17 protein-coding genes are annotated in these 22,820 nt (G+C 63.2%); 12 read left to right on the top strand and 5 right to left on the bottom strand.

Annotated features, from left to right (window positions below):
* Positions 1–102 precede the first annotated feature (102 nt).
* Both AC3IPP_RS14535 and AC3IPP_RS14530 read right to left on the bottom strand, forming a co-directional pair.
* The gene (locus tag AC3IPP_RS14535) at positions 103–1,155 is read right to left on the bottom strand and encodes a 1,9-bis(guanidino)-5-aza-nonane synthase (protein WP_087141137.1); all 1,053 of its coding nucleotides are present in this window, start codon (positions 1,153–1,155) and stop codon (positions 103–105) included.
* Positions 1,156–1,281: 126 nt separating this feature from the next.
* Entirely contained in the window at positions 1,282–2,544 is a 1,263-nt protein-coding gene (locus AC3IPP_RS14530; RefSeq protein WP_489149487.1) for a type III PLP-dependent enzyme, read from the bottom strand.
* A gap of 273 nt (positions 2,545–2,817) precedes the next feature.
* Here AC3IPP_RS14530 and phnC point away from each other — a divergent pair, with 273 nt between their 5' ends.
* From phnC to AC3IPP_RS14510, 4 genes are all read left to right on the top strand, one after another.
* The gene (phnC, locus tag AC3IPP_RS14525) at positions 2,818–3,615 is read left to right on the top strand and encodes a phosphonate ABC transporter ATP-binding protein (protein ID WP_087141135.1); all 798 of its coding nucleotides are present in this window, start codon (positions 2,818–2,820) and stop codon (positions 3,613–3,615) included.
* Positions 3,612–4,622 carry a phosphate/phosphite/phosphonate ABC transporter substrate-binding protein gene (gene phnD / locus AC3IPP_RS14520; protein WP_087141134.1) on the top strand — a complete coding sequence of 337 codons (1,011 nt, stop codon included), beginning with the start codon at positions 3,612–3,614 and terminating at the stop codon, positions 4,620–4,622. Before phnC ends, phnD begins: the two co-directional genes overlap by 4 nt.
* Complete coding sequence (phnE, locus tag AC3IPP_RS14515; protein ID WP_313515458.1) at positions 4,619–5,443, top strand: phosphonate ABC transporter, permease protein PhnE; 825 nt, start codon at positions 4,619–4,621, stop codon at positions 5,441–5,443. The genes phnD and phnE overlap by 4 nt, the downstream gene beginning before the upstream one ends.
* Positions 5,444–5,521: 78 nt before the next feature.
* Positions 5,522–6,595: a substrate-binding domain-containing protein gene (locus tag AC3IPP_RS14510; RefSeq protein WP_489149486.1), complete on the top strand. Its 1,074-nt coding sequence runs from the start codon at positions 5,522–5,524 to the stop codon at positions 6,593–6,595.
* 81 nt (positions 6,596–6,676) lie between these two features.
* Here the strand turns inward: AC3IPP_RS14510 and AC3IPP_RS14505 are convergent, their stop codons facing one another.
* A complete protein-coding gene (locus AC3IPP_RS14505; RefSeq protein WP_046653875.1) occupies positions 6,677–7,762 on the bottom strand; it encodes a glycosyltransferase family 4 protein in 1,086 nt (361 codons plus the stop codon).
* Positions 7,763–8,026: 264 nt separating this feature from the next.
* Between AC3IPP_RS14505 and putA the strand changes: the two genes are divergently transcribed.
* The 6 genes from putA (at position 8,027) to neuC (ending at position 15,824) form a co-directional block, all read left to right on the top strand.
* On the top strand, positions 8,027–11,137 hold the full coding sequence (gene putA, locus AC3IPP_RS14500; protein WP_489149485.1) for a bifunctional proline dehydrogenase/L-glutamate gamma-semialdehyde dehydrogenase PutA: 3,111 nt from the start codon (positions 8,027–8,029) through the stop codon (positions 11,135–11,137).
* Positions 11,138–11,242: 105 nt separating this feature from the next.
* A complete protein-coding gene (locus tag AC3IPP_RS14495; protein ID WP_489149484.1) occupies positions 11,243–12,067 on the top strand; it encodes an SDR family oxidoreductase in 825 nt (274 codons plus the stop codon).
* A gap of 115 nt (positions 12,068–12,182) precedes the next feature.
* Positions 12,183–12,947 carry an SDR family oxidoreductase gene (locus AC3IPP_RS14490; protein ID WP_489149483.1) on the top strand — a complete coding sequence of 255 codons (765 nt, stop codon included), beginning with the start codon at positions 12,183–12,185 and terminating at the stop codon, positions 12,945–12,947.
* Positions 12,932–14,035, top strand: a complete 1,104-nt coding sequence (gene neuB / locus AC3IPP_RS14485; protein WP_489149482.1) for an N-acetylneuraminate synthase — start codon at positions 12,932–12,934, stop codon at positions 14,033–14,035. Before AC3IPP_RS14490 ends, neuB begins: the two co-directional genes overlap by 16 nt.
* On the top strand, positions 14,032–14,652 hold the full coding sequence (locus AC3IPP_RS14480; protein WP_489149481.1) for an LbetaH domain-containing protein: 621 nt from the start codon (positions 14,032–14,034) through the stop codon (positions 14,650–14,652). The genes neuB and AC3IPP_RS14480 overlap by 4 nt, the downstream gene beginning before the upstream one ends.
* Positions 14,649–15,824, top strand: a complete 1,176-nt coding sequence (neuC, locus tag AC3IPP_RS14475; RefSeq protein WP_489149480.1) for a UDP-N-acetylglucosamine 2-epimerase — start codon at positions 14,649–14,651, stop codon at positions 15,822–15,824. The genes AC3IPP_RS14480 and neuC overlap by 4 nt, the downstream gene beginning before the upstream one ends.
* A 23-nt stretch (positions 15,825–15,847) precedes the next feature.
* Here the strand turns inward: neuC and AC3IPP_RS14470 are convergent, their stop codons facing one another.
* Positions 15,848–16,801 carry a Gfo/Idh/MocA family oxidoreductase gene (locus tag AC3IPP_RS14470; RefSeq protein ID WP_489149479.1) on the bottom strand — a complete coding sequence of 318 codons (954 nt, stop codon included), beginning with the start codon at positions 16,799–16,801 and terminating at the stop codon, positions 15,848–15,850.
* Positions 16,798–17,517, bottom strand: a complete 720-nt coding sequence (locus tag AC3IPP_RS14465) for an acylneuraminate cytidylyltransferase family protein (RefSeq protein WP_489149478.1) — start codon at positions 17,515–17,517, stop codon at positions 16,798–16,800. Before AC3IPP_RS14465 ends, AC3IPP_RS14470 begins: the two co-directional genes overlap by 4 nt.
* 127 nt (positions 17,518–17,644) lie before the next feature.
* On the opposite strand from AC3IPP_RS14465, the gene AC3IPP_RS14460 reads away from it, so the two are divergent.
* Together AC3IPP_RS14460 and AC3IPP_RS14455 are read left to right on the top strand one after the other, a co-directional pair.
* Positions 17,645–19,576, top strand: coding sequence for an SGNH/GDSL hydrolase family protein (locus tag AC3IPP_RS14460; protein ID WP_489149477.1), 1,932 nt, complete (start codon positions 17,645–17,647; stop codon positions 19,574–19,576).
* Positions 19,573–22,806 carry a hypothetical protein gene (locus tag AC3IPP_RS14455; RefSeq protein ID WP_489149476.1) on the top strand — a complete coding sequence of 1,078 codons (3,234 nt, stop codon included), beginning with the start codon at positions 19,573–19,575 and terminating at the stop codon, positions 22,804–22,806. Before AC3IPP_RS14460 ends, AC3IPP_RS14455 begins: the two co-directional genes overlap by 4 nt.
* The last annotated feature ends 14 nt before the right edge of the window (positions 22,807–22,820 follow it).

Below are 22,820 nucleotides of genomic sequence, written 5' to 3'. Positions count from 1 at the left end.
CGCCGTTGCGCGGCCTAAAGAAAAGGGCCGGCGGATCGCTCCGCCGGCCCTCGTCTTTCATCGCCGGATCGAGAAGGCGTCGCCTTCCGATCCGCGTCGGTCTTACTTGCCGAACAGCTTGTTCCAGCGGCGCGGCTGGCGCTTCTTCCAGGCGCCGCGGTGATAGGCGTCCGAGCCGATCAGCGGCACGACGGTCGTGGCTTCGGCGAAGACCATCTGTTCGTAGGTGGTCTGGACCTTGCCCCACGAAGCGGCTTCCTGCAGCGTCGAGGACGAGCAGGCGCCGTCGCGCACGTCGGCGACCGTGATCTGGACCGCATACTTGTGCATGTCGGCCTCGACGCCGAGGATCTCGGCGCAGACGACGGTGTCCTGGGCGAAGTTCTTCGGCACGCCGCCGCCGACCATGAACAGGCCCGTGACGCCCGCTGCGATCTTGATGTCGGTCAGTTCGCGGAAGTCGGCGATGGCGTCCAGCATCATGTAGGGCTTGCCCTCGGCCATACGCTCCTTCTGGTGCTTGACCAGGCCGAAACCGGCCGAGGAGTCGACGAAGGCCGGGCAGAAGATCGGCGCGCCTTCTTCATAGGCGGTCTGGATCAGCGAGCCGGGCTTCTTGGCGTTGCCTTCCGACAGCCACTTGCCCATTTCCCAGATGAACTCGCGCGAGGAATAGCCGCGCGGCTCCAGGCGGCTGGCGATCTCATAGATGGCGTGGTCGCAGGCCTGCAGTTCTTCTTCGTCGATGTAGGTGTCGTAGATGCGGTCGATGTAGTGCGAGCGCAGGACGTTGTCGTCCACCTGGCCGGCGGCCTGATAGTGCTTGAAGCCCAGGGCTTCGAAGAAGTCCATGTCGACGATGGAGGCGCCGGTGGCGACCACGGCGTCGACCATGCCGAACTTCACCATGTCGCGGTAGACGTCCATGCAGCCGCCGGCCGAGGTCGAACCGGCCAGGATCAGCCACGGCGAGCAGGCCTGGTCTTCCAGGGCCATGTTGAAGATGTCGGCCGCGCGGGCGGTGTCGCGCGAGGAGAACGACATCTTGCGCATGGAGTCGATGATCGGGCGCGCGTCGAAGCTGGTGATGTCGATGTGCTCGACGGTCGTGGCCAGGAGCTCCGCCTTGGCGTTGGAACGAACCGGTGCGTTCATCTCTCGGGTTTCCCTTTGGTTTGAGCGCCCGTCGTCAATAAGGAACAGCGGCCCGGACGGAGCGACGGGCCGCTGCTTGTACCAAAGCCTTGAGACATTTTTCAGTTCAAGGCGTGATGCGATGGATCAGCGCTTGCGCTTGCGCTGGCCCGCCTTGCCCTTGGGACGCGACAGGCGGACGACCTTGCGGGCGTTCTCCTCGGCCGTGGTGCGCACGGTCGGGATGGAGCGCGGCGCCAGGCCGTACATCGAGCCCATGGGGGCGTCCTCGACGGCGGCGATCTCGTGTTCGCCATAGCCGTTGAAGCCGGTCGACATGGCGACGCCGTAGGCGCCCATCATGCCGATCTCGATGAAGTCGCCTTCCTGGACATCAGCCGGCAGCCAGAACGGGCCCGGCATGTGGTCGATGCTGTCGCAGGTCGGACCATAGAAGCGATAGGGCTTCAGCTCCGGCGACGACTCACCGTCCCGGACCAGCTTGGTCGGGAAGGGCCAGCGCGAGTGGGTGGCGTCGAACAGCGAGCCGTACGACCCGTCGTTCAGATACAGGGCGTCGCCCTTGCGCAGGTCCACGCGGCACAGCACCGAGGAGGCCTCGGCCACCAGCGCCCGGCCGGGTTCGCACCACAGCTCGGTCGTTTCCGACACCGGCATCTCGTTGAAGCCGCGATGGATGGCGTCGGCGTATTCGCTCAGGTCCGGCGGGACCATGCCCGGATAGACCGACGGGAAGCCGCCGCCGACATCGACGATATCGACGAAGACGCCCGCCTTCTTGATGGCGCGGCCGACCTGGGTCATCGCCGCCTCATAGGCCGAGGGGCGCATGCATTGCGAACCGACGTGGAAGCTGACGCCCATCAGGCCGTCCTTGACCGCATGGCGCGTGGCCAGCAGCAGGGCGGGGGCCTGGTCCGGCGAGACGCCGAACTTGCCCGACAGGGAATAGGCGGCGCCGTCCGCCGACACGCCCATGCGGACGATCAGGTTCAGGTCGTCGGCGTTGTCGGTGACCTCGAGGATCTTCTGCAGTTCGTCATGGCTGTCGAGCACGAAGGTGCGCACGCCGTGATCGGCGTAAGCGGCCTTGATCGCGCCGCGGCTCTTGACCGGGTGCATGAAGGCCAGGCGCGCGTTCGGGCTGACCGATCGAACCAGTTCGATCTCGGCCAGGGAGGCGACGTCGAAGGCGTTGACGCCGTTCTCGACCAGAACCTCGATGATCCAGCGCGAAGGGTTCGCCTTCACAGCATAGAAGACGTCGGCTTTTAGATTATCCTGGAACCACTGCGCCGCTACGGCAACGGAGCGGGGACGCACGAGTGCGACCGGACGCTCCGGGGACCGCTGACGGACCAGGTCCAGGGGAAACTGGTACGTGTGCAATTCACGTAACCCCCTGATGATTGTTAACCCAGACCCGGCGTTAGCGGCGCAAGTAGGACCTACGGGGTCCGCCGGAACGCGCGATATGGGGGCATTGGACTGTCATGTAAAGTGGAAATTTCATGGCGAGGTTGCACGGTCCGTGCGCCGCAGCGCTCCCCTGAATCGGCGCCGCACTGGACGAAATCGACGCAGACATGCCATTAAGACTTGCCCTTGCGCCCGTCTCGCGTCATGCGGCGCCCCCTTTGTCGCAACCTCATCCATGGGTTCATGAGTTCTTCAACAGCCGCCGTCGCGTCCGTTCGCGACGTCTCGAAGACCTACGGGGCCAGAAAGGCGCTCGACGGCGTGTCCGTCGAGGTCGGCGCCGGTGAAATGGTCGCCCTGATCGGTCCCTCCGGTTCAGGCAAGTCCACCTTGCTGCGTTCGATCACGGGTCTGCACCCGATCGATTCCGGCAAGGGAGTGATCCAGGTCTTCGGCGAAACGGTCCAGCAGAACGGCCGCATCACCGGCGCCGTGCGCCGCGCCCGCGGCCGCCTGGGCATGATCTTCCAGCAGTTCAACCTGGTCGGCCGTCTCAGCCTCTTCTCCAACGTCATGTTGGGAAGCCTGGGGCGCCTGCCCGCCTGGCGCGGCCTGATCGGCCTGTGGCCCAAGGCGGACAAGGACAAGGCCATGGCGGCCCTGCACCGCGTCGGCGTGTCCGAATACGCCGCTCAGCGCGCCAACACCCTGTCGGGCGGTCAGCAACAGCGTGGCGCCATCGCCCGCGCCCTGGTCCAGGGCGCCAAGGCCATTCTGGCCGACGAACCCGTCGCCTCGCTGGACCCTGTGTCGGCCCGCAAGGTGATGGAGCTGCTGGTCGAGCTGAACAAGCGCGACGGCCTGGGCGTCATCGTCACCCTGCACCAGGTGGATTACGCCATCCGTTATTGCGACCGCGTTGTCGCCCTGCAGAAGGGCAAGGTGGTCTACGACGGTCCGTCCACGGGCCTGGACACGCAGCGCCTGATCGAAATCTACGGTCCCGAATACGAGGACGCGTTCTGGGAAGCCAAGGCATGACCCATTCCAAACTGACCCGTCGCATGCTGGGCCTGGCGGCCGGCGCGGCCCTGGCCGTCAGCGTCGCCGCCTGCGGCCAGGGCGACAAGCCCGCCGCCGCCAAGGGCGCGCCCGCCGAGATCAGCTTCGCCATCCTGCCGGCCGAGGGACAGGCGTCCTCCGGCCCGCTGTGGCAGCCGCTGCTGGACGATATGACCAAGGCCGTCGGCGTGCCGGTGAAGCCCTATTTCGCCTCCAACTACACCGTGCTGGTCGAGGCCATGCGCGGCAATCAGATCCAGGCCGCCTGGTTCCCGGCCAAGACCGCCATCGAGGCGATCGAACGCTCGAACGGCGAAGTGGTCGCCCGCATCGTCGACCCCGAGGGCCGCGATTCCTACCAGTCGACCCTGATCGTCAAAAAGGGCTCGGGCATCACGCTCGAGGACGTGCTGGCCTGCGGCAAGAAGTATGACTTCGGCATCGGCGACGCCCTGTCGACCTCGGGCACCCTGGCGCCCATGACCTTCCTGTTCAACGCGAACAACGTCGTCCCGAACGAGTGCTTCAAGACGGTGCGGACGGCCAACCATCAGGCCAACTCCTTCGCCGTGGCCAACGGCCTGGTGCAGGTGGCGACGTCCAACACCATCAACACCGTCTTCATCGGTCGCTCCAACCCGCAGATCGCGGCCCAGATCGAAGAGATCTGGCGCTCGCCGCCGATCCCTGAGGCGGGCATCGTCATCCGCGAAGACCTGGACCCGGCGATCAAGGAGAAGATCCGCGGCTTCTTCCTGTCCTATGGGCGGGGTGAAGGCGCCGAGGCCGAGCGCCAGCGCAAGATCCTCAAGGATCTGAACTATTCGGGCTTCAACCCGGCGGATGAGTCCTATCTGAACCCGGTGCGGGAAATGGTCGCCGACCAGGCGCTGGCCGAGGCCAAGGCCAAGGGCGACACGGCCGGCGCGGCGCGCGCCGAGGCTGAACTGCAACGCCTGCGTCGCCTGCGTGAGGTTCAACCTTGACCGACGCTTCGCTTACCGGCGCGGCCGCCGCCGCCATCATCCCCAAGGCGCCCGTCAAGTCGGCGGGAGCCTGGGCGCTCGACATCCTGATCTGGGGCGGCCTGGCCGTCCTGCTGCTGATCAGCATCGACGCCGTGGATCTGGGCAATCTGTCGCGCCTGATCACCAACTCGGCCAATATCCAGACCTTCGCCGCCGATCTGCTGCGTCCGAACTTCGCCGATTGGCGTCTGTTCGTCGGCAAGATGTGGGAGACGATCCAGATCGCCCTGTGGGGCACCTTCCTGGCGGTCTTCCTGGGCGTGCCCATGGGCCTGGCCGCGGCGCGCAACATCGCTCCGGTCTGGGTGGTGCAGCCCGTGCGCTGGATCATGAACATGCTGCGCTCCATCCCCGACCTGGTGATGGGCCTGCTGTTCGTCGTGGCGGTCGGCCTGGGGCCGCTGGCGGGCGTCCTGGCTATCGCCCTGAACACGGCGGGCGTCCTGGCCAAGCTATTCTCCGAAGCCGTCGAGTCGATCGACAAGGGCCCGGTCGAGGGCGTGCGCGCCACCGGCGCGTCCAAGCTGCATGAGATCGTCTGGGGCGTGATCCCGCAGGTGGCGCCGCTGTGGACCTCCTTCGCCCTCTACCGCTTCGAATCGAACAGCCGCTCGGCCACGGTGCTGGGCCTGATCGGCGCCGGCGGCATCGGCCAGGTTCTGTTCGATCGCATGAACGGCTTCGCCTTCCGCGACGTCTCGGCCGTGGTCATCGTGGTCATCGTCGCCGTGACCCTGATCGACTTCCTGTCGCAGGCCATGCGTCGACGTTTGCTCTGACTGTCACAAAGGTCTGGCCGGACCGTCACATTTTCCTGCTTTAAGCGTCGTGCACTGACGACTGGAGAAGGTCCGGCCATGATCCGCACACTGAAGTTCACGGCCTGCGCGGCCGCCCTGCTGGCCCTGGCGGCCTGCGGAAACAACGAGGGCGGCGCCCCCGGCTCGCAGAAGGCCCGGACGGGCATCTGGGCCGCAGGCTCCTCGACCGTCTTCCCCTTCGCCACCCGCGTGGCTGAGACCTTCGCCCGCAACGGCGGCGGCGGTTCGGCCCCCCGCGTCGAATCCCTCGGCACCGGCGGCGGCATCCAGGCCTTCTGCTCGGGCGTCGGTCCCTCGACCCCGGACATCGCCAATGCTTCGCGTCCGATGAAGCAGAGCGAGTTCGACCGCTGCGTCGAGAACGGCGTCTCCGACATCGTCGAGATCAAGATCGGCTATGACGGCATCGTCGTCGCCACGGCCCGCACGGGCCAGAGCTTCAACCTTGAGCTGAACGACCTTTATGAGGCCCTGGCCAAGGAAACGCCGGGCGCCGACGGCCAACTGGGCGCCAACGCCGCCAAGACCTGGAACGAGGTCAACAAGAACCTGCCGGCCACCCGCATCCAGGTCTACGGCCCGCCGCCGACCTCGGGCACGCGCGACGCCTTCCTGGAGCTGGGCATGGCGCCGGGCGCCAAGCTGATCCCGGCCGTCGCCGCCATCGAGAAGCAGGACAAGACCCGCTTCGAGACCGTGGCCCACACCCTGCGCGAAGACGGCGCCTGGATCGACTCGGGCGAGAACGACAACGCCATCGTCCAGACCCTGACCCGCACGCCGGGCTCGCTGGGCGTGTTCGGCTTCTCCTTCCTGGAGCAGAACATGGACACGGTGAAGGCCGAGACCATCGACGGCGTGGCCCCCTCGGTCGCCACCATCGCCGACGGCTCCTATCCGCTGGCCCGCAGCCTCTACATCTACGTCAAGAAGGCCCACATCGGCGTGACGCCGGGTCTGGAACAGTTCGTCCAGGAGTTCATGTCCGAAGGCGCGGCCGGCCGTGGCGGCTACCTGCAGGACCGCGGCCTGGTGCCGCTGGTCGCCGATGAACTGACCGCCGAACGCGCCAAGGCCTCAGCCATGACCTCGATGGCCCGCCCGAACTAAGCGGCCGACTGGCCCTGTAATGCGAAACGCCCCGGACATCGTCCGGGGCGTTTTTGTCTGCTCGCGAAGCTGGTCGGATGCTTAGGCCGCGACACGCCGCCGCAGCCGCGCCACCCGACGCAGGCGGCGCCAGAAACGGCCGCGCGCGGGTTCGGGATAGGGCTGCAGGTTCTCGACGAACTGCTCGGCCGAGGCGCGCCAGCTGAACTTTTCCGCATAGGCGCGGACGTCCTTGCGGTCGAGCTCAAGGCACTTCAGGCAGGCGGTCTTCAGGTCGTCGTCGATGAAGCCCGCGCCCGAGCCGGGGATGATGTCGATCGGGCCGTGCGCCGGATAGGCGGCGACCGGCGTGCCGGTGCCCATGGCTTCCAGAATCACCAGGCCGAAGGTGTCGGTCCAACTGGGGAAGACGAAGACGTCGGCGTCGGCGAAGCAGCGCGCCAGATCCTCGCCGAACTTGGCGCCGAGGAATTTCGCGTCGGGGTATTTCTCTTCCAGTTCGGCGCGGGCCGGGCCGTCGCCGACAATGATCTTGGTGCCGGGCAGGTCCAGGCCCAGGAAGGTTTCGATGTTCTTCTCGACCGCCACCCGGCCGACGTTGAGGAAGAAGGGGCGCGGCCAGTTCTCGCCGCCCATCTCCTTGTAGATCGGCTCCAGGTCGGGACGGAACAGCTCGGTGTCCACGCCGCGCGTCCACGGCGAGACGTTCTTGAAGCCGTGCTCGACCAGTTCGTCACGCAGGGTCGGGGTGGCGACCATCAGGCGGCCCGACGGCTTGTGGAACCACTTCATATAGGCGTAGCCGACCTGCACCGGGATCGGGAAACGGGCCGATACATATTCCGGAAATTTGGTGTGATAGCTGGTCGTGAACGGCAGCTTCCACTCCACGCAGATGCGGCGCGTGGCGATGCCCAGGGGGCCTTCTGTGGCGATGTGGACGGCCTCGGGCTCGAAGGCGCGCAGGCGTTCGCGAATCTCTTCCTCGGCGCCCAGGGCCAGGCGAATCTCGGGATAGGTGGGGCAGGGGATGGTCTTGAACTGGCTGGGTTCGATGACCTCCACCTCATGACCCATGGCGCGGCATTCGGCCACGGTGCGGGTCAGGGTGCGGACGACGCCGTTGACCTGAGGCTCCCAGGCGTCGGTGACCAGAACAATGCGCATGAAGTCGATAGGGCCTTGAGCCGTTTCGCGAAGGCGAAACTTCTAGACGCTCCGCATGACGAAGGCGAGACGGCATGATAGAGCAGGGTGTGAACAGGCTTCACCTCTTCGCGAACGGCCATGTTGAGTCGTATCTCATTTTTGAGTGAGCGAATTACCAGAAGATTCTGCGATCATCCGAATTCTGTTCGGTTTTCGGCGTGATGATGTGGAGCACATTCGGCTCTCAACGTCATATATGCGGAAATTCACAGGATGGATTTCATGACGCCGACCGATCTTCGCCATTGGGATGAGCTGGACCGGAACAAGTACCGGGACGAACGTGAGGTGGTGGCCGAACTGCTGGCCGCCGAACCGCTGACGCCTGACGGTCGCGCGGCGGTTCTGAACGACGCCATCGCCCTGGTCGAAAGCGCTCGCAAGAGCCAGAAGCGCCAGGGCGTGGTCGAAAGCTTCCTGCAGGAATTCAGCCTGGGCACCCGTGAAGGTCTGGCGCTGATGTGCCTGGCCGAGGCTCTTCTGCGCACGCCGGACGCGGGCACCCGCGACCGCCTGATCGCCGAGAAGATCGGCTCGGCCGACTGGGCCAGCCACATGGGTCAGTCGGACAGCCTGTTCGTCAACGCCTCGACCTGGGGCCTGATGCTGACCGGCAAGCTGGTCGACGTCGACGATGAAGCCCGCAGCGACCTGCCGAACTTCCTCAAGCGTCTGGTCGGTCGTCTGGGCGAGCCGGTCATCCGTCAGGCCGTCGCCACCGCCGTCAAGATCATGGGCGAGCAGTTCGTCGTCGGCCGCACCATCGAGGGCGCACTGAAGCGGTCGGACCGCGAGGAGTGGCTGTGCAGCTTCGACATGCTGGGCGAGGGCGCCCGCACCGCCGAAGACGCTGAGCGCTATGAGAAGATCTACGCCGACGCCATCGAGGCCGTGGGCAAGACCGCCAAGGGCGAAGGCCCCGAGCGCGGGCACGGCGTCTCGGTCAAGCTGTCGGCCCTGTCGCCGCGCTATCAGGCGGTTCAGGAAGACCGGGTCTGGGAGGAGCTGTATCCTCGCATCCTGCGTCTGGCGCTGATCGCCGCCAAATACGACATCAACTACACCATCGACGCCGAAGAGGCCGACCGCCTGGCCCTGTCGCTGAAGCTGCTGGAGCGGCTGGCGCGCGAACCGGCGCTGGGCGACTGGCAGGGCCTCGGCCTGGCCGTTCAGGCCTATCAGAAGCGCACGACCGAGACGGTGGCCAAGCTGGCCGAACTGGCCAAATCCTCGGGCCGTCGCCTGATGGTGCGTCTGGTCAAGGGCGCCTATTGGGACACCGAGATCAAGCTGGCCCAGGTCAACGGCCGCACCGACTATCCGGTCTTCACGACCAAGCCGGCGACCGACCTCAACTATCTGGTCTGCGCGAAGGCGCTGATCGAGGCCTCGCCCTACATCTTCTCGCAGTTCGCCACCCACAACGCCCATACCCTGGCCGCCGTGCACCGTATGGCCGCTGATCGCGGCGTGACCATCGAGTTCCAGCGCCTGCACGGCATGGGCGAGGCCCTCTATGACGGCGCCAAGGCCGAGTGGGGCGACGTCGTCGTGCGTGCTTACGCCCCCGTCGGCGGCCACGAGGAACTGCTGCCCTACCTGGTGCGCCGCTTGCTGGAGAACGGCGCCAACTCCTCCTTCGTCCACGCCCTGCTGGACGAGCGCGTGCCTGCGGCCGACGTGGCCGCCGATCCCATCACCTCGGTCGAGGCTCAGCCTGACCGCCATCCGAAGATCCCTGTACCCATGAACATCTACGGTGACCGCCAGAACTCCCTCGGCCGCGACTATTCGCAGGCTGCCGACCGCGAGCGCCATGCGGCCGCTCTGGAACGCGTCGACAGCGAGAAGCTGACCGCCGGCCCGATCATCGGCGGCAAGCTGCGCGCCGGAGTGAACGCTCAGGACGTCACCAACCCCTATGACCGCTCACGCGTGCTGGGCCATGTCTCGGAAGCCTCGGTTGAGGACGTCGACGCCGCCGTCAACACTGCAGCCAACGCCCAGGTCGCCTGGGATCGTCTGGGCGGCGCGGGTCGCGCCCCGGTTCTGCGCGCCATGGCCGACGCCCTGGAAGCCGACCTGGACCGTCTGGTCGCCCTGCTGTCGCGTGAAGCGGGCAAGACGCTGAACGACGGCGTCGCCGAGGTGCGCGAAGCCGCCGACTTCTGCCGCTACTACGCCCTGCTGGCCGAGCGCGACTTCGGCGGCCGCCAGACCCTGAAGGGCCCGACCGGCGAGACCAACGAACTGGTCCTGCACGGCCGCGGCGTCTTCGCCGCCATCAGCCCGTGGAACTTCCCGCTGGCCATTTTCACCGGCCAGATCGCCGCTGCGCTCGCCGCCGGCAACGCCGTCGTGGCCAAGCCCGCCGAGCAGACGCCGCTGATCGCCGCCGAAGCCGTGCGCCTCTACTACAAGGCCGGTCTGAACCCCGACCTGCTGGCCCTGGTCCCCGGCCGTGGCGAGACGGTCGGCGTGGCCCTGACCGGCCATCCGGGCGTCGACGGCGTGGCCTTCACCGGCGGCACCGACACCGCCTCGGCGATCAACCGCGGCCTTGCCGCGCGTCCGGGCGCCATCATCCCCTTCATCGCTGAAACGGGCGGCCTGAACGGCATGTTCGTCGACACCACGGCGCTGAAAGAACAGATCATCGACGACGTCATCCTGTCGGCCTTTGGCTCGGCCGGTCAGCGTTGCTCGGCTCTGCGCGTTCTCTATGCACCCAAGGATTCGGCCGACGCCCTGATCGAGGGCCTGAAGGGCGCCCTGGCGGCCCAGGTGATGGGCGACCCGACCGACGCCAAGACCGACATCGGCCCGGTGATCGACGCTGAAAGCCGCGCCAACCTGGAAGCTCACGTCGAGCGCCTGTCCAAGGAAGCCAAGATCATCGCCCGCGCCGAACTGCCGGCCGGCGCGGATAAGGGCGACCTGTTCGCCCCGACCATCGCCGAGATCCCGACCCCGGACTTCCTGGAGCGTGAAGTCTTCGGCCCGATCCTGCACGTCTATCGCTATGAGCCGAAGGACCTGGAAACGGTCGCGGGCAAGCTGGCGGCGCGCGGTTTCGGCCTGACGTTGGGCGTCCACAGCCGCATCGACGCCTTCGCCAAGGAAGTCATGGAGCTGGTTCCGGCGGGCAACGTCTACGTCAACCGCTCGATCATCGGCGCGGTGGTCGGCGTCCAGCCCTTCGGCGGCGAAGGCCTATCCGGCACCGGCCCCAAGGCCGGCGGCCCCAACAGCCTGATCCGCTACGCCGCCGAAAAGGCCATCAGCATCAACATCGCAGCCCAAGGCGGAGATCCGGCGCTGCTGAATTTATAAGGAAGAATGGCGCGGACGCTAGGCATGAGCCTTCGGGCGTCGAGGGCGTCACGTAAGGGGGGGCTGCTCTTGCCTTGCCCCCTTCAATCCGACTAGGAGGGCTCCATGCGTTGGAGCCTGACAGGACATGCCATGAATACCCCCGATCTGTCGGATCTTTTTTCTCTCAAGGGGCGCCGCGCGCTCGTCGTGGGGGGGGCGGGGCTTCTCGGCTCTCAGATCACGGAAGCCCTTGCTGAGATGGGGGCTGACGTGGTTGTGGCTAGTCGGGACGAGGAGAAGTGCCGCGCTTTCGTTCAAGAAGTGAAGGCCCGTTTTCCCGGTGGTCACGAGGCGCTGAAAATCGACCTGCTGGATGGAGCTTCGGTTGAGGCTTGCATCAAGACGTTTACTGAAGGGGGGGCGATGAACGTCTTGGTCAACTGTGCATGGTCGGGTGCCAAGAATAGCTTGGAAACGATTGACGAGGCGGACTGGAGCTACGATATTGACATGTCGTTGAATGGGGTGTTTCGAGTGGTTAAGGCTGCCATCCCAGCCTTGAAAGAGACTCAAGGCGTCATTCTGAACATTGCCTCCATGTATGGCCATGTTGCTCCCGATTATCGACTCTACGACGGCAAGCGCTACGCCAACCCGCCAAGTTATGGCGCGGCCAAGGCGGGGGTGCTGCAGTTCACCCGTTATCTGGCCAGCTTTCTGGCCCCCGACGGTATTCGTGCCAATTGTATCAGTCCTGGTCCTTTCCCTTATCCCTCGACCATCGCCGAGGCTCCCGAGTTCATTGAACGCTTGAGTGCAAAGGCTCCGTTGAAGCGGATCGGGAAGCCTCATGAGATCAAGGGCGCCGCCGCCCTTCTTTGTTCGGATGCATCGAGCTACATGACGGGCCAGAACATCTGTGTTGATGGCGGCTGGGCCATCTGGTAACCAAAAGCTTTGCGCTGAAAGTAGTTTTTTGGTCGGTGTTCGCTCCAATTTCAGGAGAGAACTTTGCTCCGTTAGAATAACGTTTTCCGCCTTACCGGTACAGAGCGAGACAAAGTTGGCCGATCTTTGGGACCTGCAAGGCCGAACCTGCGTAATCACCGGAGGCGGCGGCTACATTGGTCGGGCCATGACCGCGATCTATCTTCGGGCAGGTGCGAAAGTCATTCAACTCGACTTGCGATTTGACGAGGCTGCCGAAGAGGGAGTTTCTCAAGTTGTTTGCGACCTGACAGACCTGTCTGCGCTAGAGATCGCGCTGACGGGCGTTTTGGAGCGGTCGCCGAAAATCGATGTTCTGGTCCACAATGCAGCCTTTGTTGGTACGTCTGCTGACCAAGGCTGGAGCACGACCTTTGAGACCCAATCACTGGCATTGTTCAATAATGCCCTGAACATCAATCTGGCGGTTCCCTTCGCTATCACGCAAAGGCTGGCTCCGGCGCTTCGCGCCTCTGGCCGTGGTTCGGTGATCATGGTGGGATCTATCTATGGTCTGGTTGGTCCTGACTGGTCTCTCTATGCGGGGACTCAGATTGGAAACCCGGCGGGCTATGCAGCTTCTAAGGGAGGCTTGATGCAGCTGACGCGTTGGCTGTCTACGACCTTAGCACCCGATATCCGTGTGAACGCATTTTCGCCTGGGGGCGTTGAACGCGGCCAGGACGCGGCGTTCCAGCAGCGATATGTCGCCCGGACTCCGCTCGGGCGGATGGCGTCTCCGGATGATTTTCAAGGCGTTGCCCTGTTTCTGGCGTCCGACATGTCGGCCTATGTGACCGGTCAGATCATTAATGTAGATGGAGGATGGACAGCGTGGTGAAGCCAGAGGGCTCCTCGAGTTGCCTTGTTATCGCCGAGGCGGGGGTCAACCATAACGGAAACATGGATTTGGCTCTCCAGCTTGTTGAGGAGGCCGCCGCTGCCGGCGCCGATATCGTTAAGTTCCAAACTTTTGATGCCAAGAAGCTGGTCACGATCAAGGCACCGACCGCGGACTATCAGAGGCGCAACTTCGATGCTGGCAACACCCAGTTGAAGATGCTGCAGGCGCTGGAACTGTCCGAAGACGACCATCGCCTACTTTCGGATCGCTGCGATGCCTTGGGCATTGAGTTCCTCTCGACCCCCTTTGATATCGAGTCGGCGCGTTTCCTTGTCGATACGATGGGCGTGAAGCGGATCAAGGTCGGGTCGGGTGAAATGACCAATGCGCCGATGCTCCTGGGCCTTGCGCGCCTGGGCCTGCCGATGATCCTTTCGACCGGTATGGCGACCCTGTCTGAGGTCGAAGGTGCTTTGTCCGTGGTGGCCTTCGGTATGCTGGCGGGATCGGAGGTGCGTCCGTCGCGCGCGGCCTTCGCCGAAGCCTACGCCTCGGCTGAAGCGCGGGCGGCGCTGGCCAAGGTGACCGTTATGCAGTGCACGACCGAGTATCCCGCGCCCTATGAAGATGTGAACCTCAGGGTGATGAACACCTATGCGGCAGCGTTCGGCGTCTTGCCCGCTTATTCTGACCATACGCCGGGGATCGATATCTCCTTGGCCGCTGCAGCGCTCGGAGCGACTGCGATTGAAAAACACTTCACCCTGTCGCGCGACATGGAGGGGCCGGATCACAAGGCCTCGCTGGAACCTAACGAGCTGAAGGCCATGGTCCAAGGCATTGCGCGCATCGGTCGGGCCATGGGCGACGGTGTCAAGCGGCCTCAGCCTTCTGAGATTCCCAATATTAGGGTGGCCCGCAAGAGCTTGGTCGCTGCCGTCGACATCGTTGAGGGTGAACGGTTCACCGAACAAAATTTGACGGTCAAACGCGCGGGAGGAGGTCTTCCTCCTATGGCCTTTTTCGAGTACTTGGGCCAGCCCGCCTCCCGGGATTTTGCTGCAGATGAGTTAATCCAGCCGTGAATCGTTCTGTTCTTCTTATTGGGGGCGGAGGTCATGCCCGCGTTGTTTTAGACGGCCTTCTGGCTATGGGGCGTTACTGTCTCGGCGTTACAGCGCGCACGGTACCAAATCTTCCCGACGTTCTTTATGTCGGTGACGATGAAGCCGCGTTCGAACGTTTTCCGAACGGTCTTGAGGCGGCGCTGGGTCTCGGCGGCACGCCCAACAAGGGGGCGTCAGGCACTGCCCTGCGACGAAAGGTCTATGAGGACTACATTGCGCGTGGTTTTCATTTCCCGCCGATTATCGGACGTGGCGTCATCTTGGCGCCGGATGTCGAATTGGAAGACGGAGCTCAGATCATCGCCGGCGCCATTCTTCAGCCGAATGTGCGTGTCGGCCGTAACGCTATGATCAACACCGGGGCCTGCGTGGACCATGATACCGTGGTTTGCGACCACGCTATGGTGGGGCCGGGGTCTGTTCTGTGCGGCGGCGTCGAGGTCGGCGTAGGTGCCTACATCGGCGCGGGCGCTACCGTGTTGCAGGGCATACGGATAGGTCCAGACGCTGTCGTCGCGGCAGGGGCGGTTGCGACGGCTGACCTTCCCGCTGGCGGATACGTCAGCCGACGATGAGCGAGAACAAGCCACGCATCGGCGTTTTCACAGCTACGCGCGCCGAATACGGTCTTCTGTATCCTGTCATTGTCGCCCTGCGTGCTTCGGATCATTTTGAAACGGCATTGATCGTCAGCGGCGCTCATCTCTCTGCAGAGCATGGGATGACGGTGAACGAGATCGAACAGGATGGCCAGCCCATCGCGGCGCGTGTGCCGATCCAGCAGCCTGGCGACGATGGGCTTTCTGTAGCCCGCACACTGGCCGCCGCCGTAGACGGCTGCGCTCAGGCTTTTGACGCCTGCAAGCTAGACGCCATCCTTCTGCTGGGTGACCGCACTGAACTTCTGGGCGCCGCCGCCGCCGCTATGGCGTTGCGTATCCCTATCGTGCATCTTGAGGGGGGGCACCTCACCGAAGGCGCGGTGGATGATGCGGTGCGACACGCCGTCACCAAGCTAGCCGCGCTGCACTTTACGGCCGCCGAGCCTTATCGTCAGAGAATTCTGCAGATGGGAGAAGACCCAGATCGCGTCTTTACGGTCGGCTCCACAGGGCTCGACAATCTGCTCTCTGAAGGAACTCGCACCATCCAGGAGGTTAGCGAGGCGGTCGGGGTGGACCTGACGCCAGGCTTCCTGCTGACGACCTTTCATCCCGAAACGCTTGGCGTCGTGCCGGCGGAGCGGCAGATGGCGGCGCTACGAGAGGCGCTCGACGCCTTCCCTGCTCTGAAGGTGCTCTACACTCTGCCGAACGCAGACGAGGGCAATCAGGTGATCCGTCAGGCCATCGCAGCCCACGTCGCGTCTCAACCTGGTCGTGTCTTTGCGGTCGAATCCCTGGGCCGTCAGCGATATGCTTGGGCGCTGTCGGCGGCGGCCGCCGTTATCGGCAATTCCTCCAGCGGCGTGATTGAGGCGCCGGTCCATAAAGTCGCCACGGTCAATATCGGCGAACGTCAGGCGGGACGCCTGCGCGCTGACAGCATCATTGACGTCCCAGCCGACGTTGTAGCGATCCGTGATGCAATCGCGAAGGGCATCAGCGACGATTTCCGCTGGTCCATTCGCGATCAGGTCAGCCCGATGGGGGACGGCCATGCCAGCGCACGCATTGTCGACATCCTGCGGACGGTCGATTTCGTCGGGCTTCGCCGCAAACGCTTCTATGATCTCGACGGTCTCTAGAGGGCTATCGACCTCGTCGGCGCCTACGGATATTTTACTTCGGGCTTGGCGTCGAGAGGAGGGGCGATGTCGACCTCCGGACCGCCGGGCAGGGCCTCCAAGCCAGCGATTATGGTGCGGATGACCAGCAAAGTCTCCTCGGGGGGGATGGCCGGGCGGCCGGTACGGACCTGCTGGATGAAGGCCGCGAGCACGCGCTGGAACGCGGTGAAATTGTCAGTCATGTCTACGGCTCCATGCGCCAAGCTGCCGAAAACGTCTAGCCGGAAGGCCTTGGCTGCAACGCCCAGAGCATCGACCCGGAAAACTGCTCCAGAGGCCAGTCGAATCGCTAAGCTGTCGTGCCGGGCCTCATGTCGGCGGATGGCGACTGGCTGGACCTGGCCGTGCAGGGCGCCCATGGCCGCTTCCAGCATATGGATGCCGTAGCGCGGCCAATCGATTACGACGGCGCCGCGGATCAGCTTGATGTCGCCGAATTGTTCAGGGGCGGCGCGCCAGGCGTCTAATTCGCCGGCGAAGCGCAGACCGGCGCACGACATCAGTTGCCCGGATCTCAGATAAGGCTCGAAAAGCGCAAGCGTTTCGTGATCCAGGCAAAGGGGTTTGTCGACGAAGACCGGCAAGCCCGCATCGAGGAACATCTGGGCTATCGGCAGATGGCTTTCAGCATCGTCTCGCAGGATCAACACGGCGTCCACCATGCCGAGCATGGCGTTCGGAGATTCGCAAACCGTTGCAATCTTGCAGGCCGCTGCTAGGCCGGCGGCCATGTCGGCGTCAGGCATCCAACAGGCGGAGACGTTGACGCCGTCGAACCCGAAAGCCTCCGGTTCGCGCCTTTTGAGGTAGGTATGGATTCCGTCCCAGCCGCATGCGGCGAAGGCGGCGTCATCATAGCCGTTAACGATCGCCGAGAAGGAAAACGGATGGCCGTTGCCCTCCGAGAAGCCGATTACGCCGAGACGCAGCCTCATGCGAACTCGCCCAGTGGAACGGCACCAGCAGCCAGGAGGGCATTGGCGATCGCGAAATCCTGAGCGTCATCGATGTCGAAGGACCGCTTCTTGTCCATTATGATGGCTCCTGATTTCCCGAACAGGACCGCCGGGGTTTCCGGCTTCAGTTCATCCGCTACGAAGGCGTAGACTGCGCCGTTGAGCTGATGCGCGGGAGGCAGGCTCTGGCGGGGACGCCAGGGTACCGAGCCGGGGATGAACGGTTGAGCTTTGCCGTCCTGAATGGTCCAAGCTCGGTGGGGATTGAGGTGGGCCTCCATGAAGGTCGCCACTGAATCCAGCCGGTTCTCGTGCAAGAGTTTCAGACAGGCTGAAACATCCTGTGGCAGTCGAAACGGCGCCGTGGGCTCTAGAAGAACCAGATAGCGCGCCGTTTCGCCTTCTTCTCGCAGCGAAACGATCAGGTGGCGGAGCATGTCGGCCGGTAAAGCAGTATCGCCGGATAGATGCTCGGGGCGCAGGCTGACCTCCGCTCCGGCGGCCCGGGCCGTCTCCGCGATTTGGTCGTGATCGGTCGAAACGATGATGCGGTCGATCTCGGGTGTCGCCTGGGCTACCCTGATCGGCCATTCCAATAGTGGGCGCCCTCCTAGCGGGTGCAGGTTTTTCAGCGGAACGCTTTTGGACCCTCCACGCGCAGGAATAACGGCGATACATCTTTCAGATTCGATCATGGTTCGGGGATATTCCGAATCGAGCTCATGGGCAAAAAATGAAACTTGGCGACAATCTTGGCGCATCGCCGCGAAGCGCCTATGCCATGCGCAGTAAGGCCTCCGGGCGTTGGCAATGGAGCGCGCGATGCTGACTGACGATCAATCCAAACGCGAAACAGGCATGGAAGCGACGACCGATGACGGTTTGGCCTTGGCGCTTGAGGAAATCAACCGCGCACGCCTGATGAAGGATCTGAAACTCGCCGAACGATTGATCCGTCAACTAGCTGAGCGCTTTCCTGATGACGCTGCGCTCCAGTTGAAGGCCTTCAATCTGTTGCACCGTATTGGCCGCTGGGAGGCCATGCTCAACTTGGCCGAAGGCGCAGTTGCGCGTGATGCGATCGGCCGGTCCCCCTCCGCTATGGTTTTGATGGCTGAAGCGCTGGTGAAGCTGGGTCGCCCCGCCGAGAGTGCGGCCCTGTTGGCCCAGACGCCCATGGCGCGTGTAACCGGGGTGGCTGCGAAACGCTTGCCCGCCATCGAAGCTCTTGTTGGCAACCTGTTGCGCAAAGCCGGGCAGGCGGGAAGTGAAAGGCCCGATCCTGTCGTCCCAGACGCCCGGCGCGAAGCGATTGCGCATCGATCGGCACCACTGGATCTCGACGCGGATCAACGTGAGGCGCTGTTGTCCGACGCGGAAGCGGCTATGGAAAAAGTTCGGCAGCTTCGATTGGAGCGGCGTACGGCTGCGGCGGCCGAGCTTCTGCTTATGATTCTTGACCGCTATGGGGATGATGAAGGGATCGTCTCCCAGGTCCTCAACTCCCTGCATCGGAACGGCAGCTATCAGCAGATTCTGGAGGTGTTGAGCGCGCCGAAATTTGCGCGGGCAGCGCGCCAGCCGGAACGGGCCGTTCTGAAGGCAGATTGCCTTGTCCGAGGAGGTGAGGCTGGACGCGCCGAAGCCCGGTTAATCATCCTTGGCGTTAGGGCGGAGGAGGTCAAAGGGCAAACTCGGACGATGTGGAGCAAGCTTCGCCGAGAACTGGTGAGTCGCTCGACGGATCCGAACGTAGTTGCGATCGAGGAGGCCTTTGAAGACGGCAATGTTTTGAAAGGGGCGACGCTCTTCCGAGCCTTGCTAGATGAATGCCGCCAGTATGTGGCGAGCGTTCCGACAGGACAGAAACCCGTTGCGACTCTGGCCGATCATGCCGGCGAGCAAACCGATGCGGCGCTTGTTCCCGGCGATCTGCGCGAGGCGGAAAGCGCGCGCTATCTTCTCGATTTTGCGGCTGCAACGGGAGATGCGCCGACCAATCAGCGCAAGGTCCTCATCGTTTCGGATTCGATCGCCTTGCCGCGTGAGAGTACGGGTGTCGGATTGGAGGAAAGCTACCCCTACCGCTTGCATCAAGCGTTGACCGCTAGGTCGGGGGGGCGTCTTGGCGTGGCCCCTGATTGTCGACGAGGCCGCACTGTGATCGACGCGCTTTCGGCCTTGGAAAGTCAGGCCGGCGCGTTTGAAGCCGTGGTGGTTCAGGTGGGCATCGTGGATTGCGCCCCTCGGGTGTTCGGCGCCAGCGACGTACGTGCTGTTCGCGCCGCGCGTGGAGATGACGCGGCAGAGGGCATGGTGACCATCGCGGGGGCCTACCGCCAAGCCTTGGTGGGGGATCGGCACAACTCCGTATACGTCAAGATCGACCGCTTCGAAGCGGGGATGCGTGATGCTGTGCGTATGGCGTCCAAGCTCGCCCCCTTGGTTATGGTTTGCGGTATCGTCACGCCGTCGAAAAGAGGGGGCAAGCTGGCTAATGTGCCGCTGACCCTGAACATCATGGACTACAACGCTGTGATGAAACGAGTCGCCGAAGAGGATGGTGCCGTGTTCGCCGACGCGGACGACTATATCTGGGCCCGAGAAGACCCTACGGCGTGCTTCACGCAGGACAATTATCATTACAATTCAGAAGGTCATAGACACTGCGCGGACTTCCTCGCGGAGCTCGTACTCAAAGGCGCCGCTGGGGCGCATACGCACTCCGCAGGTTTGGGACCTGACGGAAAATGACTCTCGCTTCGGTTTCTAAATGGCGTGCTGGTCTAAAAGGGTTCTTCGGGAAGAAGTCGAAGACGGATGCGAGTGCAGTGGCTTTGGAAGTCGCGCCCGCCAATCCGATCGATATCGAGCCCTTGCTGGCTGCAGCCAATGCCGGTGATTTTCAGGCTCTGCATGGCTTGGACGACTATATATCCCATTGCACGGCCTGTGATACCGCCAAAATGCGGGCATTGCTCAATCCCCTTGGCCGCGCGGGCTACCCTGAGCTTCAGGTGAGGGTGTGGGCCAAGTTGCTCGCGTTAGATCCGTCCGCGCACGTTAATCTGGACCGGGCGCTTCGCCTTATCGTCGCGACTCTGTCGAACGAAGATCAGAACGCCCGCGTCGTCTCTCAATCTACCAAAGGGGCGATCGAGGCCATTCTGGATATATCCTCGCCTGAGACGAAGGCCGGGGAGGCCAGTTGGCACGCGCTGCTCATTCAGGCGACGAGCGCTTCTGATCCGATGGCCCGGTCGGCGAGATCGGTGCGTCTTGTGCGAGCGTTGTCACCCGCGCTTACGGCTAGGTTCATTCTCCGGGTCCAGGCCGGATGGCCTCAACTGAATGCACGTTGGATCTGGGCTTTTTACACGGAAATGAAGCGTATTGCGCGACTACGCGAAGCTGAGATCCTGGTCGCTGCGCTGAGCGAGTCGAGCCCCGCCCAAGGCCGTTATTTCTCTCGGGTGGTGGAAAGCAAGGTGCGCCGCAAGCTCTTTGCCGATGCTCTTGTGGATTTAGGGAGTCCGCAAGGCGCGAACCTGACTGTGCAGGAGATCGCGCGGGCACTGAACCGTATTCCGGAAACTGTTAGGATCGATGCGGCCGCTTTCGGAGATCTGGAGCTGGCGCATGCCATGCGTCTCTTCTTCGCCGCCGCGATGGATGATCGGCACAGAGCGCTTCGGCTTGTGGTGACGCAGCACCTGAAAGCGGTCGTCCATACCGAACTGGTTTCCAACGCTGTGGAAATTTATCTGGACGAGGGCGCGCGTTCGCCACAGGTGGACTGGAACCTGGTCCTTTCGCGCCTAGACCAGATCCATCGCTCCCTGGGCGGGGCCATGGCTAGATGGGCGACGACTTCAACGGACCACGCGCAGCGGACGCGGGCCGCAGAAACGCTTCTTCGTCACCTTGAGAAATATGTGGACGACGAGTCCGCGCTTGCCGCATTCCGGAAGCGAATCTCGCTCTGGGGTGTCTATGCCGTTGAGGATATGGAGACGATCAATCCTCCCGTTCGTTCAGCGGCCGCCGAGAAGGCCATCTCAAAAACACAGGTCGTCCTAACACTGGCGGAACTTGATAAGGCGGTTGCTGGCCGGTTCGGTGAGAAGGGTGTCGACTATGAGGAACTTCGCGTAGGCCTCGCGTCAAAGAGTGAGAAGGACGCCGGCGCGCCGCAAACGGTCGGCGATGTCGGCTTCGGGGTTAACTCGGCGGCAGATTATGCTAGCGCGGCTCTAGCAATCGAGATTTCCAAAGTGATGACCGAAGGCCTGTTCGGCAAGGCGCCAAAGCAGGGCTCATTCGAGGCCGAGGTGGTGCGTCTTCTGGTCGAGGATCGCATCTTCCCCAGTATCAGCCAGTCGATGAAACTCTACGAGCACTTGAAGAGCCGCAAGATCACGCGGATCACGGTGGTAGTTGATGACGTTCACTATATCAACGGGATGCAGATCGCCTTCTTCCTAAAGTCTATGGGCTTCAGGAATGTTCTAGTGATGTTCAATGTTCGCAAGGCAGCGGCATTGAATGTGTTACGGGACGCTTGGACGGGCGAAGCAATGAAGATCGAGCAGCTCGTCCTGAATCTGACTTCATCCGCGCTAAAGAATGTAAAGCCCCGAGCCTTGAAAATGGCGGATTGGCTTCCTGTTTCGCGCGACGCTGGTCGGGAGGCGGAGGGGGCATGTCATAAGGCTCCGCAGAAGCGAGCGCTCCTCCTGACAAGCCTGGGTGATAGCAGCTATTTTACGAGTTCGGTGGCCCTGTACAAACGGCTTGCGGGCTTTATGGACGTGCGTGTCTATAATGGTGCGGCCAGCGGGGGGGAAAAGTTCGCTGCCGCCACCCTCATCCGGCATGACCATCTGACGCCTCGTTTAGCACCGGACGTCGCTTTGCAGACCGCGATGAAGGCGCCAACGCGCCGGATGTTCGACGCCATCAGGGCGAACTGGACTGCCTCCCGAGCGGATATCTTCTTCCTCTGCAATGCGTCGCGTTTCGTTAACAGTATTCCGCTGGGGCTAGCGCATGAGATTGCTCAGGCACAGGCGTTACGCAACCTGTTGGTGACGGAGGGGATTGACCTGGTTATCACCATGCCGGGGCGCATGGTTAGCGCGCGTTCGACGACCATGATCGCACGCGCACTTGGTATCCCCACACTGGATCTTCAAGCCTTCTTTATCTCCCCGCATCCTCGTTATCATGCCAGCATGGCCGATATTTATGGCGGCCTGACCGAGGATCAGCTTGCCGTTTACGCCGCCAAGGCCCCCCCCAAACGGCAGGCCATCAAGCGTATCGGTTCGCTTATGATCGGCGAACAATTGGCGCGCGTTAGGGATATGACTGTCCAGCAGGCGCGCGCGGCTCAGGGAGTCTTTAACAAAAGACCGGTGATTGTTTTTGGGGCCCAGCACGGACAGGGCGCCGAAGGCGATGAGATCATTCGGATGATCGTGCGGGCGGCGAACACTGTCGATAACAGCCTGCTGATCGTGAAGCTTCATCCTCGCACGCCGATCGAGGCGGTCGACGTCATTCAGGCTATGGTGCGGGCCGAGGCGACCGGAGACGTCATGGTCCAGCGCGAGGGCGATGTCTACGCTCTCATGAAGGCGGCCGATTTGGTGGTGACGCAGTTTTCGAACGTCGGGTTGGAAGCGGCAGTTATGGGCCGAGCCGTGTTGTCGATCAATCTTACGGGATCTGACTACGTCGTAGATCTCGCTCGTCTCGGTGTTGCTCTGCGGGCGACCAGTGAGGCGGATGTCGTCGTCAAGTTGCATGCGCTGCTCTCTGACGAGGGCTGTCGCGCCGAGCTACGCACCAAGCGTGAGGCCTATTTCGACAAGAATCCGGAGCTCCGTGATCTGACAGCCGGGGAGACCGTAGAGGATATTGTTCGAGGAGCGTTGAATTTGGAGGTTCGGTCAGGAGCTTTACTGGCGGATCCAGCCTAAGGCGACTTCATCAT

The organism is Brevundimonas sp. KH_060 (genome assembly GCF_057838275.1).
Note: the sequence above shows the minus strand (reverse complement) of the source record. Positions and strands in the feature narration are given on the sequence as shown.